13 protein-coding genes are annotated in these 16,472 nt (G+C 64.4%); 7 read left to right on the forward strand and 6 right to left on the reverse strand.

From position 1 onward, the window contains the following. Nucleotides 1–154: 154 nt before the first annotated feature. Entirely contained in the window at nucleotides 155–2,230 is a 2,076-nt protein-coding gene (locus tag ACNJX8_RS39885) for a methyl-accepting chemotaxis protein (protein WP_439359040.1), read from the reverse strand. A 240-nt stretch (nucleotides 2,231–2,470) separates the two neighbouring features. Between ACNJX8_RS39885 and ACNJX8_RS39890 the strand changes: the two genes are divergently transcribed. Beyond that, nucleotides 2,471–3,766 (forward strand): hemolysin family protein, encoded by a 1,296-nt coding sequence (locus ACNJX8_RS39890; RefSeq protein WP_128936977.1) that lies wholly within the window; start codon nucleotides 2,471–2,473, stop codon nucleotides 3,764–3,766. Nucleotides 3,767–4,032: 266 nt separating this feature from the next. Here the strand turns inward: ACNJX8_RS39890 and ACNJX8_RS39895 are convergent, their stop codons facing one another. From ACNJX8_RS39895 to ACNJX8_RS39905, 3 genes are all read right to left on the reverse strand, one after another. Beyond that, a complete protein-coding gene (locus tag ACNJX8_RS39895) occupies nucleotides 4,033–4,272 on the reverse strand; it encodes a PilZ domain-containing protein (RefSeq protein ID WP_091896804.1) in 240 nt (79 codons plus the stop codon). A 99-nt stretch (nucleotides 4,273–4,371) separates the two neighbouring features. Then, on the reverse strand, nucleotides 4,372–5,997 hold the full coding sequence (locus ACNJX8_RS39900; RefSeq protein ID WP_439359041.1) for an FMN-binding glutamate synthase family protein: 1,626 nt from the start codon (nucleotides 5,995–5,997) through the stop codon (nucleotides 4,372–4,374). A gap of 418 nt (nucleotides 5,998–6,415) precedes the next feature. Continuing rightward, nucleotides 6,416–7,189 (reverse strand): ferredoxin--NADP reductase, encoded by a 774-nt coding sequence (locus tag ACNJX8_RS39905; RefSeq protein WP_091896801.1) that lies wholly within the window; start codon nucleotides 7,187–7,189, stop codon nucleotides 6,416–6,418. A gap of 375 nt (nucleotides 7,190–7,564) precedes the next feature. Here ACNJX8_RS39905 and ACNJX8_RS39910 point away from each other — a divergent pair, with 375 nt between their 5' ends. After that, complete coding sequence (locus tag ACNJX8_RS39910; protein ID WP_439359042.1) at nucleotides 7,565–8,365, forward strand: ATP-grasp domain-containing protein; 801 nt, start codon at nucleotides 7,565–7,567, stop codon at nucleotides 8,363–8,365. 187 nt (nucleotides 8,366–8,552) lie between these two features. Here the strand turns inward: ACNJX8_RS39910 and ACNJX8_RS39915 are convergent, their stop codons facing one another. Together ACNJX8_RS39915 and ACNJX8_RS39920 are read right to left on the reverse strand one after the other, a co-directional pair. Next, complete coding sequence (locus ACNJX8_RS39915; RefSeq protein WP_439359043.1) at nucleotides 8,553–9,485, reverse strand: amino acid ABC transporter substrate-binding protein; 933 nt, start codon at nucleotides 9,483–9,485, stop codon at nucleotides 8,553–8,555. 9 nt (nucleotides 9,486–9,494) lie between these two features. After that, nucleotides 9,495–10,793 (reverse strand): dicarboxylate/amino acid:cation symporter, encoded by a 1,299-nt coding sequence (locus ACNJX8_RS39920; RefSeq protein WP_439359044.1) that lies wholly within the window; start codon nucleotides 10,791–10,793, stop codon nucleotides 9,495–9,497. A gap of 211 nt (nucleotides 10,794–11,004) precedes the next feature. Here ACNJX8_RS39920 and ACNJX8_RS39925 point away from each other — a divergent pair, with 211 nt between their 5' ends. The 5 genes from ACNJX8_RS39925 to ACNJX8_RS39945 all read left to right on the forward strand — a co-directional run bounded on the left by ACNJX8_RS39925 (nucleotide 11,005) and on the right by ACNJX8_RS39945 (nucleotide 16,360). Continuing rightward, a complete protein-coding gene (locus ACNJX8_RS39925) occupies nucleotides 11,005–12,003 on the forward strand; it encodes an NADP-dependent oxidoreductase (RefSeq protein ID WP_439359045.1) in 999 nt (332 codons plus the stop codon). A gap of 231 nt (nucleotides 12,004–12,234) precedes the next feature. After that, a complete protein-coding gene (locus ACNJX8_RS39930; RefSeq protein WP_439359046.1) occupies nucleotides 12,235–13,071 on the forward strand; it encodes a cysteine rich repeat-containing protein in 837 nt (278 codons plus the stop codon). 130 nt (nucleotides 13,072–13,201) lie between these two features. Next, nucleotides 13,202–13,417 (forward strand): hypothetical protein, encoded by a 216-nt coding sequence (locus ACNJX8_RS39935; protein WP_018316432.1) that lies wholly within the window; start codon nucleotides 13,202–13,204, stop codon nucleotides 13,415–13,417. Nucleotides 13,418–13,610: 193 nt separating this feature from the next. Beyond that, complete coding sequence (locus ACNJX8_RS39940) at nucleotides 13,611–14,750, forward strand: FAD-dependent monooxygenase (protein WP_164934760.1); 1,140 nt, start codon at nucleotides 13,611–13,613, stop codon at nucleotides 14,748–14,750. Further along, on the forward strand, nucleotides 14,747–16,360 hold the full coding sequence (locus tag ACNJX8_RS39945; protein ID WP_439359047.1) for a benzoate-CoA ligase family protein: 1,614 nt from the start codon (nucleotides 14,747–14,749) through the stop codon (nucleotides 16,358–16,360). Before ACNJX8_RS39940 ends, ACNJX8_RS39945 begins: the two co-directional genes overlap by 4 nt. Nucleotides 16,361–16,472 lie beyond the last annotated feature (112 nt).

The following is a 16,472-nucleotide window of genomic DNA, read 5'->3' on the forward strand; positions in this document are numbered from 1 at the left end:
CGCTTGCGGGAGAGGTCGGCGCGAAGCGCCGGGTGAGGGCTTTCCCCTCTTGGGGATAGTCCCATTGTGGAAACACCCTCTCCCCGACCCTCTCCCGTAAGCGGGAGAGGGAGTGCACCTCGTTTGCAGCAATCAAGTCTGATATCGCGACGCTCTACGCGGCGCGGATCGCGTCCAGGAATTTTCCGACCTCGAGCTTGAGACGGCTGCTCTCGCCGGACAGCGATCTCGCGGACGCGAGCACGTTGGCGGAGGCCGAACCAGTCTGACTGGCGCCGCGCTGCACGTCGACGATGCTGGTGGAGACCTGTTGAGTGCCGCGCGCCGCCTGCTGCACGTTGCGGGAAATCTCCCGCGTCGCCGCGCCCTGCTCCTCGACCGCCGCGGCGATTGCGGAAGCAATCTCGGACATGCGGGCGATGGTGTCGCCGATCGCCTTGATGGCGCCGACCGAATCCTCGGTCGCGGTCTGAATGCCAGTGATCTGCTGGCTGATCTCGCCGGTGGCCTTGGCGGTCTGCTCGGCCAGTGCCTTGACCTCGGAGGCGACCACGGCGAAGCCGCGTCCGGCCTCGCCGGCGCGGGCCGCCTCGATGGTGGCGTTGAGGGCCAGAAGATTGGTCTGGCCTGCGATCTGGCTGATGAGCTCGACCACGTCCCCGATCCGCCCCGCCGCCTTGGCGAGCTCGCCGACATAATCATTGGTGCGCCCCGCCTGCTGCACCGCTTCGCCGGCGATGCGCGCGGAATCCTGGACCTGCCGGCTGATCTCGTCGACCGACGAGGCCATTTCCTCCGCCGCCGCGGCAACGGTCTGCACGTTGGTTGAGGCCTGCTCGGAGGCGGCCGCGACGGTCGCGGTGACCTTTTCCGATTGATCGGCCGTGTTCGTCAGCGTTCCCGCCGAGACTTCCAGCTCCGACGATGCCGACGACACGGTGTTGATGACATCGCCGATCATGGCCTCGAACTCGCGCGCGATCCGATCCATGCGCTGGCCGCGCCGAAGCTTCGCCTCGGCTTCGACCGCGGCTGCCTCGTCGGCAGCTTTCTTGGCGACGAGCGAATCCTTGAAGTGCCGGAGCGAGCCCGCGACCTGGCCGATCTCGTCGTTGCGGCCGCTTGCGGGAATCTCGACCTCGTGCTGTCCGACGGCGAGCGTTCCGATCACGTCGGCGAGTCGGCCGAGCGGCGTCACCACACGGCTGCGCAGCATCACGGTCACACCACCGAGCGTCCCGAGCAATGCCAGCACCGCGACGGCCGCAAGCGCCAGCATCGCCAGCGCACCATCACGAGAGGACGAAGCGCGATCGGCCGCTTCGGCCAGCGCGGCGTCGCGCACGCCGTAGAACATCTGGATGGCCGGTACGATGACCTTTGCCAGCTCATCGCTGTCGATGCCATATTTGCCATCGCTGCGCGCAGCAGCCATCTCCTTGTCCACGGCATCTGCTGCTTTTCCGAAATAAGATTCCGTTGCCGCCTTCAGCGCGGTGGCGATCCGCGGCGGATTCCCGAGCTGGTCGATGCCGGCCTCGATGCGCTCGCGGTCGGCTTCCACACGCCCCTGCATGCGATCCATCAGCGAGAATTCGGCCGACGTGAGCGGGCGACGCGCGGACAGCGCGGGGGACAGCGTGGCCGCGCGGCTGCCGGCGGCAACCCGCAGATCCTGCGCCGTCCGTGCCAGGCTCAACAGCGCCGCAAGCGAGGAATCGGCATTGATGACCTTCGCCTCGAGCCGGTTCATGATCGGCTCGATGCTGCCGAGCACCTCGGCGACTCCGGGCAGGAAGCCCTTGATCGCAGAGCTATCGCGCGCCGCCAGAGGAAGGCCCATCGCGCGATCGGCCGCCGCGTAGATCTCCTTCAACCGTCGCGTGGCGCGGTCGAGGTTCTCGACCATCGCAGCACCGTCATCGAGCACAATGATGGCTCGCCTTGCGCCCTCGAATGCGGCATCGGCGGCTTTCCCCGCCTTCGCGGCATTATCGATCTGGGCCTGTGTGGCTGCGGCATCCTGGAAGATCGGTCCAATGTAGGGGGCACGAAGGCCGGCGACCTGCTGGCTGACCATCAGGGTCGCCGCAAAGGCGTCGACGGTCTTGATCGCGTCGGAGCGGTTCGTGAAGATGCGTGTCTGGGGTATGAGCACCTCGGCGCCGAGGATGACTGCAAAAACCGTCACCGTCAGCATCGACAGCGCGAAAAGCTTCCCGATCCGCATCCTGGTCCCCGAATACATTCTGCAAATTGTCGGAAACCTAGCCGGCGGCCACTAAGAGCCCGTTAAGTAACGCCCCGTAGTTCCGCGGAGTGCCATCTCGTCGCGGACCTGTCGGAACGCCGTCGATCACGGGTTCCCCGTGGTACCGAATGCGACAGAATGGTCGGCATTTCCTCCCGGAATACCTATATCAATACTCGTGCCCTCATCCGGCGACACTGGCTTACTCTCGGAACGTCAATGCTCTCGATCGAACTCGTCATCGTCGTCGTCCTGATCGTCATCAACGGCCTGTTGTCCATGTCCGAGCTGGCCGTGGTGTCGTCCCGCCCGGCGCGGCTGTCGCTGCTCGCGGCCAAGGGCGTCCGTGGCGCCGAGCGGGCGCTGACGCTGGCGGCCGATCCCGGCAAATTTCTTTCGACGGTGCAGATCGGCATCACGCTCGTCGGCGTGCTCTCCGGCGCATTCTCGGGTGCGACGCTCGGGCAGCGGCTGACGCAATGGCTGGTCGAGCTCGGCATGTCCTCAGGCATTGCCGACATCGTCGGCGTCGGCCTCGTCGTCACGCTCATCACCTACGCCACCCTGATCGTCGGCGAGCTGGTGCCGAAGCAGGTGGCGCTGCGCGATCCCGAGAGCATCGCGGTCAGGGTCGCGCCCGCGATGCACGTGCTGGCGCGGATCTCGCTGCCGCTCGTGTTCCTGCTCGATGTCTCCGGCAAGCTGATCCTCACACTGCTCGGCCGCGGCGGCAGCGCCGAGGAAAAGGTCTCGGAGGACGAGATCCATCATCTTGTCCGCGAGGCCGAGAGCGCAGGCGTGCTCGAGCCCGGTGAGAAGGAGATGATCGCCGGCGTGATGCGGCTCGGCGACCGCCCGGTCGGCGCGGTCATGACGCCGCGCACCGAGGTCGATGAGATCGACCTGAACGACGATCCGGAGACCATTCACGAGATCATCGCAAAGAGCCCGCATTCGCGCTTCCCCGTCTCGGACGGCGATCGCGACAAGCCGATCGGCGTGCTCCAGGCCAAGGACCTGCTGATCGCTTATATGAACGAGCGCGCGCCGGATCTGCGCGCACTCGTGCGCGAGGCGCCGGGCATTCCGGCCTCGGCGGATGCCCGCGATGTGCTGACCATCCTGAAAGCTGCGCCGGTCCACGTCGGCTTCGTCTACGACGAATACGGCGCGTTCGAAGGCATGGTGACGGCCGCAGACATCCTCGAGTCGATCGTCGGCGCCTTTCATTCCGAGGAGGGGCCGCCCGAGCCGGCCTTTGTCAGGCGCGACGACGACTCGCTCCTGATCTCCGGCTGGATGCCGGTCGACGAGTTCGGCGAGCTGCTCGGCATCGAGCTGCCGCCGCACCGCTACAACACGGTGGCTGGCCTCGTGCTGCAACAGTTCAGCATGCTGCCCAATGTCGGCGACGCCTTCGACTTCGCCGGCTGGCACATCGAGGTGGTCGATCTCGATGGACGACGGATCGACAAGATTTTGGCGAGCCGGCTGGGCGAGCAGGCGGCGGCGTGAGTTGAGTGCGCTTGTATGGGCTAGCGTATGCTGCCGCGCCAATCTCCACTCGCCGTCCCGGACAAGCGCGCCTTCAAGCGCGCGCCGATCCGGGCCCCCCGAGCGAGCCCTTGCGCTCGTGGCGATAGCCACAGGGAGTGGTTTGGCGAGACTCGGCGTTCGGTATTGCTACCAACCGCGATCGTTAGATCACGCGGTATGGGTCCCGGCCTGCGCCGGGACGACAGTGGAGATTGGAGCCCGCGCTCAGGCCAAACACAAAACCCTCACCCGAACCTCACCCCGATCCGCTTTTCCTTGCGCCAGACCACGGTGCAGGACAGATGCTTTCCGTCGGCGTGGACGAACAGGGTGAAACGGTCGGGGATGCCGACCGGGCTGGTGACGTCGAGCGCTGCGCCGGTATCGGACAGGTTGCGGACGGTGCAGTCGATCGCGCCGCCGCCGAACTCGATGGTTCCGGCTTTCAGTACGCGATGTCTCGCCTTGTCGCGCCGTTCGTCCATGGGGCCAAACTACACCCAAAGTTGAACCAAGCGTTTAACGCAGCCTCTCAGCCAATGAATTATGCGCCGGAGCCGGCGGTCTTGCAACCGAGGCGACGCTCACAGCGCGGGCTGGAACGTCTCGGAGCGCGCCATCCGCCAGCCGTCGCGGAACCGCGGATCTTCCGTGCCTTCGAGCAGCTCGCCGGGCCGCAGCGCCGGATAGAGCTGTGCGAAGGATTGCACCTGGGTCGTCGATGTCCGTTGGCTGAAATGGATCGGGCGCAGCTGCTGCGGATGTTCGAGGCCGGCGGCGGCGATCAGCTCGGTCAGCGAGTGCAGCGTCGCATGGTGGTAATTCTGAACGCGGTCGATCTTGAGCGGCACGTAGAGCGCGCGCGCACGCGTCGGGTCCTGCGTCGCAACGCCGGTCGGGCAGCGGTCGGTGTGGCAGCTCAGCGACTGGATGCAGCCGAGCGAAAACATGAAGCCGCGCGCCGAATTGCACCAGTCGGCGCCGATCGCCATGGCGCGCGCCATGTCGAAGGCGGTGGCGATCTTGCCGGACGCGCCGATCTTGATGCGGTCGCGCGCATTGATGCCGACCAGCGCGTTGTGGACGAAATTGACGCCCTCGCGCATCGGCATGCCCAGATGATCCATGAACTCCAGCGGCGCCGCGCCGGTGCCGCCCTCATTGCCGTCGACGACGATGAAGTCGGGATAGATGCCGGTCTCCATCATCGCCTTGCAGATCGCCAGGAATTCCCAGGGATGGCCGATGCACAGCTTGAAGCCGGCCGGCTTGCCGCCGGACAGGCGGCGCATCTCGGCGACGAACTGCATCATACCAACCGGCGTGGAGAAGGCGCGGTGCGAGGCCGGCGAGATGCAATCCTCGCCCATCGCGACGCCGCGGATCTTGGAAATCTCTTCCGAGACTTTTGCCGCCGGCAGCACGCCGCCATGACCCGGCTTGGCGCCCTGACTGATCTTGAGCTCGACCATCTTGATCTGGTCCTCGCCGGCCACGCGCGCGAACGCCTCGGGGTCGAAGGTGCCATCGCGATGACGGCAGCCGAAATAGCCGGAGCCGATCTCCCAGATGATGTCGCCGCCCATCTCGCGGTGATAGGGGCTGACGCCGCCCTCGCCGGTGTCATGCGCAAAACCGCCTTTCTTCGCGCCGGCATTGAGCGCACGCACCGCGTTCGGGCTGAGCGCGCCGAAGCTCATCGCCGAGATGTTGAACACCGAGGCCGAATACGGTTTTGCGCAATCCGGCCCGCCGATGGCGACACGGAATTTTTCCCTGGCATGCGCCTTCGGCGATACCGAGTGATGCATCCACTCGTAGCCCTCGCGATAGACGTCCTCCTGGGTGCCGAACGGACGCTTGTCGAGCTCCATCTTGGCGCGCTGATAGACCACCGCGCGGGTGTCGCGCGAGAACGGCATGCCGTCCTTCTCGCTCTCGAAGAAGTATTGCCGCATCTCGGGGCGGATTTCTTCCAGCAGGAAGCGGATGTGCGCCGAAATCGGATAGTTGCGCAGCACCGCGTGGCTCTTCTGCAGGAGATCGCGGACGCCGAGCAGGGTCAGCGCGGCGAAGATCAGAATCGGGACCAGCAGGATGTCGAAGATCTTGCGGTCGGCGATACCGATGGCGATCAGGAGCGCGGTGACGACCGCGCAGATCGTCAGCACGATGAAGCGCGGCGAGAACGGAAGCAGCAGGGTTTCCATGACCCCCTCTTCCGCCAGTGGCAGGCGTTTCGGAGCTTCTTGCGTTTTGTTGTCCTCGGCCACGATCACGTCCTCTCGCCAGCATGAGCGCTACGATACGCCTGTGCCTGTCATACGGATATGACGCGGCCCTTGTTTCAGGCTAGCGAATTCGGCTGAGACAAATCAATCAGCCCGATGGGCGGGCTTTTGCAGTGCAGCAGGAAGATGGGAGAGAAAGGGACGGTCAGCCGGGCAAGACGCTTCACCCACCGCCGTCGTCCTGGCGAAAGCCAGGACCCATAACCCCTAAGCGGGGTTGTTGCGAAGACTGATAACGACCAGCCTTCGCCAAACCTCACTCGGTGGGTATGGGTCTTGGCTCCCGTGCGCAATTGCGCACAAGGCCAGGACGACACCGAGACGACAAAGAGCGGGCTTACCGCTCGACGAACGCCTTCTCGATCACGAAATGGCCTGGCTTGTTGCCGGAGCCCTCGACGAAGTCGCGGCCTTCGAACATCAGCTTCAATTCTTCGAGCATCGCCGGGCTGCCGCACATCATGACGCGGTCGGTTGCGATGTCGAGCGGGCCCTGGCCGATGTCGTTGAAGATCTGCTCGGAGTTGATGAGGTCGGTGATGCGGCCGCGGTTGCGGAACGGCTCGCGGGTCACGGTCGGATAGTAGACCAGCTTGTCCGCGAGCAGCTCGCCGAACACCTCGTCCTCACGCAAATTCGCGACGAGCTTCTCGCCATAGGCGAGCTCGGAGACCTGGCGGCAGCCATGCACCAGCACGATCGACTCGAACTGGTCGTAGACCTCGGGGTCCTTGATCAGGCTCGCGAAGGGCGCAAGGCCGGTTCCGGTCGAGAGCAGCATCAGCCGCTTGCCGGGAAGGAGATTGTCGGTGATCAGCGTGCCGGTTGCCTTGCGGCCAACCAGGATGGTGTCGCCTTCCTTGATCTTCTGCAGGCGCGAGGTCAGCGGACCGTCCTGAACCTTGATCGAGAAGAACTCGAGCTGTTCCTCGTGATTGGCGCTCGCCATGCTGTAGGCGCGCAGCAGCGGGCGGCCGTCGACCTCGAGGCCGATCATGGCGAACTGGCCGTTCTGGAAGCGGAAGCCGGTGTCGCGCGTGGCGCGGAAGCTGAACAGCGTATCGGTCCAGTGGTGGACGGAAAGAACCTTCTCTCGGTAAAACGCGCTCATGATTTTCGATATTCCGAATATATTGCGGTTTTCGGGCAAAAGCGTTGCCCGGCCCCTGACAGCGGGCGGGCACCATCTGCCATGGCGGAGGATTTCGCGTGTGTGATCTACGCCATTGAGACCAATAATCAACCTCGTTTCGGAAGCAATTGATGCCGATCAAACCGGCATTTGGGCTGAATTGGGCGCATCATTAATGAATTTGCTGCCCAGCGCGGGCGGCGGGCAATTTCTTTTCCCTTGGAGGCTCGACGGCAGCACTTAATTTCCATCGCGCTAACGAGAATTTCATTAAGAATAGCTCTGATTTTCACCCCGGTTTGGCGCCGTTTTCCGCATTTTTGCGGCTTTTGGCGACAGGAACGACTGAATCACATGGCAAACGGCGAGCGGATCTTCGTCCAGGCGATTAGGCGCTATTGCGCACAGCACGGCATCACGGTCGATGTCCGCGCCAGTGGCTGGCTGATCGCGATGCGCCGGGGCGACGAGCGCCGCTTCGCTTTCGGCTACGACATCGGCCTCAACAGCGCCATCGCCCACCGCCTCGCCAACGACAAATCGGCCACCGCCGAAGCGCTGACGCTTGCGGGCGTGCCCTGCGTTCCCCATCACCTCTTCCTCAACCCGAAGCTGGGCAAGCATGTTGTTGGCCCCACCTGGCGAGAGGCAATGCTCGAGCTGCTTCGCGACCATCCGCAAGGCGTGGTGGTGAAGCCGAACGAAGGGACATCGGGGCGCTTGGTGTTCAAGGTGACGACGGAGACGGAACTCGACCACGCGGTTGGCGAAGTTTTCTCGATGAGCGCCGGACTCGTGATCTCGCCCTATGTCGCGATCGAGGAGGAGGTCCGTGTGGTGCTGCTCGATGATGTACCTCTCATCGTCTACAGCAAGCAGCGCGGCACAGATTGGCGACACAATCTCGATGCCGGCGCAAAGCCGGTGTTGCTGGTGGACAGCGAGGTTCGCGAGGTTTGCGTGAGAGTCGCCATCCACGCAGCAAACGCCATCGGCATCGCCTTTGCGTCAATTGACGTGGTCCGCGTCGATGGCACCTGGCGCGTGCTCGAGATCAATTCCGGCGTGATGATGGAAGCGTTGGGCAAGCTGCATCCGGAGCTGGTGCAGGCGACGTATGACGCGGCGCTGGACCGGGTGTTTGGCCAGAACTAGCGGCCGCGAGCTCGGCCCACCCTCCCCTGGAGGGTAGGGTCGGCTCGCAGCGCATCAGCGATGCGAGACGGGGTGGGGTGACGGTCTTTCCACCTTACACACCGCCCGTGTGGAGGGATCACCCCACCCCGCTCGCGCTTTGCGCGATCGACCCTCCCCCTCCAGGGGAGGGTAAGAAGAGAAGCCGCTAATTATTCGCGCTCGGCGAATCGTCCATGGCCTTAAAGGCTTCCTCCAATTGCAGCGAGATCGGCACGTTCAGGCGTTCGCCGGTGGGAAGCCGTGCAGTGAACCATTTGTTGTAGAGCGGAACGAGGTCGCGGTTGGAGCCGAGCTTGCGGAAGGCGCGTTCGACCACGGCGGCGAGTTGCGGTTCGCCCTTCCTGAACATGATGCCGTAGGGATCGTAGGACAGATAGTCCCCGACCACGCGAAAATATTCCTGCGCCTTGTGACGCGCGATCAGGCCGTGGAGCAGGATGTCGTCGGTCGCGAACGCATCCGCCTTGCCGTCGGCCACCATCCGGAACGACTGCTCGTGATCCGGCGCGGTCACGATGTTAAGGCCGAGCGAGAGCTTCTTGTCGACGGCGTGCATCGCCTGCTCGTTGGTCGTGCCCTTGGTCACGACGACGGTCCTGCCCTTCAAATCCGCGACACCGGAAACGGCCGCTCCCTTCGGCACCATCAGCTTGGTGCCGGCGACGAACATCAGCGGCGAGAACGCGACGCGCTTGCCACGCTCGGCATTGGCCGTGGTCGAGCCGCATTCGAGGTCGATCTTGTTCTGAAGCACGGCCTCGATGCGGTCGTCCGAGGTGACCTTGACGTAGTCGATTCTGAGATTGGGGTCGTCGACCTCGACGCCGATCTCCTCGACGATGGCCTCGCAGAGCTCGAGGCTGTAGCCGATCGGGCGACCCGCCTGGTCGAGGAAGGAGAACGGCGGCGAGCTCTCGCGATAGCCGAGCCGCACGGTGTGCGCTGTCTTGATAGCCGACAGCGTCGGGCTGAGCCCTTCGCTGCCGCCGGTCTGTGCGACCGCCGAGGTCGCGAGCAACGATGCTGCTGCGACCCACAGGACGCCGCCGATCACTGACCTCGCCAGTGTCTGGCCCATGGTTCGCTCCTATCCATGGCCGGCCATCGCAGGCACTTCGCCCGGCACCATGTCCTCAGGCACGAGGTCGCCCGGTTCAAGCGCATGCTCGGGCCCGAGCTCGCCTTCCCATTTCGCAACCACCGAGGTCGCCAGCGTGTTGCCGATCACGTTGGTGGCGCTGCGACCCATGTCGAGGAAGGTGTCGATGCCCATGATCATCAAGAGGCCGGCCTCGGGGATGTTGAACTGTGCCAGCGTCGAGGCGATCACGACGAGGGAGGCGCGCGGCACGCCGGCGACGCCCTTGGAGGTGATCATCAGCGTCGCCAGCATCGCGAGCTGGGTGCCGAGCGGCATGTCGATGTGGTAGCTCTGCGCGATGAAGATGCTGGCGAAGGTGCAGTACATCATCGTGCCGTCGAGGTTGAAGGAATAGCCGAGCGGCAGCACGAAGCTCGAGATCCGCGACGAGGCGCCGAAGCGGTTGAGGCCCTCCAGCGTCTTCGGATAGGCCGCCTCCGAGCTCGCCGTCGAGAACGCGATCATCAGCGGCTCGCGGATCAGCTTGAGCAGATGGCTGTAGCGCGGCCCGATCACGATGAAGCCGACGATGACCAGAAGGCCCCACAGGATCGCCAGCGAGAGATAGAAGCCGCCCATGAAGACGACAAGCTTCCAGAGCACCAGGAGCCCGTTCTTGGCGACCGTCGCGGTGATCGCGGCCCACACTGCGAGCGGCGCGAACAGCATCACATAGCTTGTCACCTTCAGCATGATGTGGCCGACGTCGTCGATCAGCGCCAGGATCGATTTGGAGCGTTCAGGCATCGCGCCCATCGCCACCGAGAAGAACACGGCGAAGATCACGATCTGGAGGATCTCGTTCTGCGCCATCGCGTCCGCAATCGAGGTCGGGATCAGATGGGTCAGGAATTTCTCGATCGAGAAGGCCGAGACCGGCAGGCCGGTCGATTGGCCTGCCGCGGGCAGCGTGCCGGGGAAGTTGGCGCCGGGCTGGAGCAGATTGACCATCACGAGGCCGAGCAGCAGCGAGACGAAGGAGGCACTGACGAACCAGCCCATGGTCTTGGCGAAGATGCGGCCGAGCTTGGAGCCCGAGCCCATATGAGCGATGCCGCCGACCAGGGTCGCAAACACCAAAGGCGCGATGATCATCTTGATCAGGCGCAGGAACATCATGGCGATCAGGTTGATGGAGGATGCCCAATCGGCGCGCGTGTCGGGCAGGAAGTTGTAGATCGCCGAGCCTATGATGATGCCGAGCACCATCGCCGCCAGAATGTATTGCGTGAACCTGTTGGACATCGCTTACCCCCACGTACACCGGCGCTTCATGATGTCGCAGATATCACGGCGACGCAACACGCTTTGCGTGTGGTCGCGTTGGCCGGATGTTCCCATTGTGAAATGGAGCGCGGCGATCTAGCTTTCACGCAGCGCACAACAAATGCGGCTTGCACGTTTTCTTGGCTGCGGTTGCATCAATAATTGCCAAACAATCGAAGAGGGGAACGCCATGAGCGGCATCAATCGTCAAATTCTCCTGGTGGAAAAGCCCAGCGGCAAACTCGGCCCCGAGCATTTCAAGATGGTGGAGAGCGCACCACCGGAGCCGAAGGACGGCGAGGCCCTGCTGCGCGTGCGCTACATCTCGCTCGATGCCGCCAACCGTGCCTGGATGCACGGGGCGACTTATCGCTCCGCCGTCGAGGCCAACAGCGTGATGGCCGGCGGCGCCATCGCCGAGGTCGTCAGTTCGAAGGCGCCGGCGCTCGCACCCGGAGACATCGTGTTCGGCGATACCGGCTGGCAAGAGTTTGCCGCGGTGCCTGCGAAGCACCTCACCAAAGTGCCGAAGCTCGAACCGATGACGCATCTGCTCAGCGTGTTCGGCATCGCCGGCCTCACCGCCTATTTCGGCCTGCTGGAGATCGGCAAGCCCAAAGAGGGCGAGACGGTCGTGGTCTCCGCGGCAGCAGGCTCGGTCGGCTCGATCGTCGGACAGATCGCCAAGATCAGGGGATGCCGCGTGATCGGCATCGCCGGCGGCACGGACAAGTGCAACTGGCTGACCTCAGAGCTCGGCTTCGATGCCGCGGTGGACTACAAGGACGGCGCGGTGTTCAAGGCGCTACGTGCAGCCGCGCCAAAAGGCATCGACGTCTATTTCGACAATGTCGGCGGCGATATTCTGGAAGCCTGCCTGCCGCAGATGAACAATTACGGCCGCATCGCCTGCTGTGGCGCGATCTCGCAATATGACGGCGCGCCTGCCGCGCACGGCCCGCGCGGCGTACCCGGCCTGATCGTGGTGAAGCGGCTCGTCATGCAGGGCTTCATCGTGATGGACTACATGAAGGACAGCCAGCGCGCGCTCGCCGACCTCCAGGGCTGGGTCAAATCCGGCAAGCTGAAGGTGCAGGAGGACATCATCGATGGCCTCGAGAACACGCCGAAGGCGCTGATCGGATTGCTCGCGGGCGAAAACCGCGGCAAGCGCATGGTCAGGCTCTGACGACGTATCGTTTGAGCATGATTTTCGAAAAGCCGCTGCACACTTTGCGCTCGCGCGGCCCGTCGGATCCGGATCATGCTCTCGTCGCGGCGCGATTGCGCCGGCATAATTGACTTGCGGCAGAGGTCAAAGCGGCCAATGATGCCGCTCGCGCGGCATTACCCGCGACGATTGCGATTGCATCACATTTTCAGAATCGTCGGCGTGACCGACGGGGCAGGAAATACTCAGATGTTCAACATGTTGAAACATGCAACAACGCGCAAGGCGTTGCTGGCGGCAGCGTTCTTCGCAACTGCAACAAGCGCATTCGCGCAAACGCCGACCGAGGCGCAGAAGGGCGCCATCCGCTCGGCATGCCGCTCGGACTTCATGGCGCATTGCGCGAGCGTGACGCCCGGCGGGGTGGAAGCGTATCAATGCCTGGCGAAGAACATGTCCAGCCTGTCATCGGGATGCCAGACCGCGGTTCGCGCGGTCGAACCTGCTGCGGCTCCGAAGACCGAAGCTGCGCCCGCTGCGCCGAAGACCGAGGCCGCACCCAAGGCGGCAGCGGCGCCTGCCACGCCGAAGGCTGACTCCGCTCCCGCTGCAAAGCCGACCGCCGCGCCGGCGCCGAAGGCTGCTGCCGCCACGCAGCCGAGCAGCGCGCAGATTGCGGCGGTCAAGAGCGCGTGCCGCGCCGATTATCCCAAGGTGTGCGCCAGCGTGCCGCCGGGCGGCGCCGCCGCGCTCGAATGCCTGGAGAAGAACAAGGTCAAGGTCTCGCCGGCCTGCGAGAAGGCCGTGAGCGCCGCAGCCGGCGGTGGCGCGGCAGCAACGGCAGCGCCCGCGGGTGCGGCTCCCGCGGCAGCAGCGCCGGCGGCCGCACCAGCGGCGATCGTTTTACGCCCGCTGCGGCCGCGCGAAGAGCTGTTCATCGTCAGGTCGGCCTGCGGCGCCGATATCCGCACGCTCTGCGCCGGCGTCGCGCCCGGCGGCGGCCGCATCGTTCAATGCATCTCCAGCAATGCCGCCTCGCTATCGCCGGCGTGCAAGGACGTACTCGCCCCGTTCGCAGCGCGATGAGGCGGCGCACGATCGCGCGCCAAGGCACGGGGCAATGATTGGCGGCGTGCGCAATGAATTCCCGCACGCCTGCAACGACAAATCTTTTGCAAGGATCCGATTTCGATCACGACCAGACCGGGAGGACAACATGCGTTCATTGCTGCTCGTCGCTTCTGCACTCCTCGCCTTCGCGGCCACCATGACGTTCGAGGCCACCGACGCCAATGCCGTGGTCTGCGCCCGCGGCGTGTATCGCGCCGGCTGCGCCGGGCCGAACGCGGCCGTCGTGGTCCGCAAGCCGGTTCCGGCCGTCCGCTGCACCAGGGTGCTGGTGAACGGGGTCTACGTGAAGCGCTGCGTCTGACGGTGCGGATGGCCAAGCCCGCGTGGTTTGGCTATGCTTGCGCGCGAAACTGCTTCGGACACGCGCCAAACGCGCGGTCCGAGAGCGAGCTTCGGCGCGCCACGCTTTGCCGATAATTCTGCTGGCGCCGGACGCCGGAGCACATTAGTCTACCCCTAGATAGTAAGTATACTGTCAATTAGGGAGGCAGACGTTGCGGATCGCCGTGATTGGCGGGGGGCCCGGTGGGCTCTACTTCGCCTATCTCTGGAAGAAGCGTCACCCCGAGGATCAAGTCGACCTGTTCGAACAGAACCCGGCCGACGCGACCTGGGGCTTTGGCGTCGTGTTCTCGGACCAGGCCCTGGAATTCCTGCGCGCCGACGACCCCGAAACGGTCGATGCGATCGCGCCGCATATGGAGAGCTGGGAGAACATCACGCTGAACCTGCACGGCGATAGCGTCGCCATCGACGGCGTCGGCTTCTCCTCGATCGGACGGCTCGAGCTCCTCAAGTTCCTGCAGCAGCGCGCGCTCGATGCCGGCGTCACCCCGCGCTTCGATACCCAGATCCACGCGATCGACCAGCTCAACGGCCACGACCTCATCGTCGCCGCCGACGGCCTCAACTCACTGGTGCGCCGTGCCTATGAGGGCGATTTCGGCACCTCGCTGTCCTACTCCTCCAACAAGTTCGTCTGGTACGGCACCTCGAAGCGCTTCGACACGCTGTCGCAGACTTTCGTGAAGACCGACCGCGGCGCCTTCAACGCCCATCACTACCGCTACTCGCCCACCATGAGCACCTTCCTGGTCGAATGCGATCACGCGACATGGCAGGCCTATGGCTTCGCCTACAAGGACGTCGAGCAGTCCAAGGGCATTTGCGAGGAGGTGTTTGCCGATACGCTTGGCGGCCATTGCCTCATCTCCAACAAATCGGTCTGGCGTAACTTTCCCTGGGTCTGGAATGAGTACTGGTCGTTCAAGAACATGGTGCTGCTCGGCGATGCCCTGCACTCGGCGCATTTCTCGATCGGCTCGGGCACGCGGCTCGCGATCGAGGACGCCATCGCGCTGGTCAAGGCGCTGGAATCGGACGCGCATCTGGCGACCGCGCTGCATCGCTACCAGGCCGCGCGCAAGCCGGTGGTGCAGAAGCTCGTCAACGCCGCGCGCACCTCGGCCTTCTGGTACGAGCATTTTGCCGAGCACATGCAGCTCGATCTGATGGATTTCGCCTACAGCTACATCACCCGGTCCGGCCGCATCGACGATTCCCGGCTGCGGGCGATGTCCCCAGCCTTCATGGCGCGTTACGAGGTCGCCAAGAACGGCGGAGGTGCGGCATGAGCAACGTGATTCCCGACCAGGTGCCCGCGGACAGCGCGGGCGTACGCGAGATCGGCTTTGCCGTTCCGCAAATCTATAACGCCAGCCGCGTGCTGTTCGACAATCTCGACAAAGGACGCGGCGACAAGCTCGCGCTGATCGGTCCGGCGGGCAAGCGGACCTATGCCGAGCTCTGCGCGGAGGCCTGCCGCTGGGGCAACGGCCTCGCATCGCTCGGCCTCAAGCGCGGCGATCGCGTGCTGTTGTTCCTCGACGACACGCCGGCCTACCCCGCCGCCTTCTTCGGCGCGGTGCGTGCCGGCTTCGTGCCGCTCCTGATCAACACGTTGACGCCGCCAGACCTCTTGCAATTCTATCTCGCCGATTCCGGCGCGACCGTTGCGGTGGCCGATGCCGAATTCGCGACGCGCTTCAATGCGGAAGCCTGCAAGGACACGGAGCTGCGCACGCTGGTCGTCGTCAATGGCGAAGCGCGCGACCACGCGGCGCCTGTTGCGATCGCAGCGGCAAGCTGGCTCATGCAATTCCCGGCCGAGCTCGCCGAAGCCGACACGAATCGCGACGAGATGGCGTTCTGGATGTACTCCTCCGGCTCCACCGGCCGGCCCAAGGGTATCGTGCATCTCCAGCACGACATGGCCTATAGCGAGGCCGCCTTTGCGCAGAGCGTATTGAAGCTGACGCCTGACGACATCTGCTTCTCAGTGCCGAAAATCTTCTTCGCTTACGGCTTTGGCAATTCCGTCACCTTCCCGTTCTCGGCGGGCGCGGCAACACTGCTGCTGCCGGGCCAGCCGAAGCCCGCGGCGATCTTCTCGGCGATCACGCGGTACAAGCCGACGGTATTCTTCGGCCTGCCGACGCTCTACACGTCGCTGACCAGGGCCGAAGGCGCTGAGAAGACCGACTTCTCGTCGTTGCGCATGTCGCTCTCCGCGGCCGAGGTGCTCTCCGCCGAAGTCTTCAACGGCTGGAAGACGCTCACGGGCCTCGAGATCGTCGAGGGCCTCGGCTCGACTGAGGTGCTGCACATCTATCTCTCCAATCGTCCCCAGCAGAAGAAGCTCGGCGCCGCCGGCCTGCGCGTACCCGGCTACGAGGTCGCGCTGCGCGACAAGGACGGCCGCGACGTCGCCGACGACGAGGAAGGCATCTTGTGGGTGCGCGGTGATTCCAACACACCGCTGTACTGGAACCGGCCGGACAAATCCGCCGAGACCATCCGCGACGGCGGCTGGATCTACACCGGCGACCGTTTCGTGCGCGATGCCGACGGCTTCCACTTCTTCCGTGGCCGCGCCGACGATCTCATCAAGATCTCGGGCCAGTGGGTCTACCCACTAGAGGTCGAGCTGTGCCTCGCCGATCACCCGGATATCCGCGAATGCGCGGTGTTCGCGGCCGAACTGCCGGACCGGCGCATGACGCTGAAGGCGGTGGTGGTGATGAACAACCGGAGCGTCGACCAGAGCGAGACGACGCGCAAGCTCCAGGATTATGTGAAGGGCAAGCTATTGCCCTACAAATATCCGCGCGAGGTGATCTTCATCGACGAGCTGCCGAAGACGGGCACGGGGAAGATTGACCGGCAGGCGTTGCTGAGGATGTAGCCACTGCTGTCATCGCCCGGCTTGCCGCCTCCGCTGAAGCTTCGGCGGCCAAGCACCCTTGTGGCCCCGGCGTAGCCTTGGCGGAGCCGGGACCGGGCGATCCAGTACGCCG

This window comes from Bradyrhizobium sp. SPXBL-04, from assembly GCF_051853035.1.
Classification (GTDB): domain Bacteria; phylum Pseudomonadota; class Alphaproteobacteria; order Rhizobiales; family Xanthobacteraceae; genus Bradyrhizobium; species Bradyrhizobium zhanjiangense.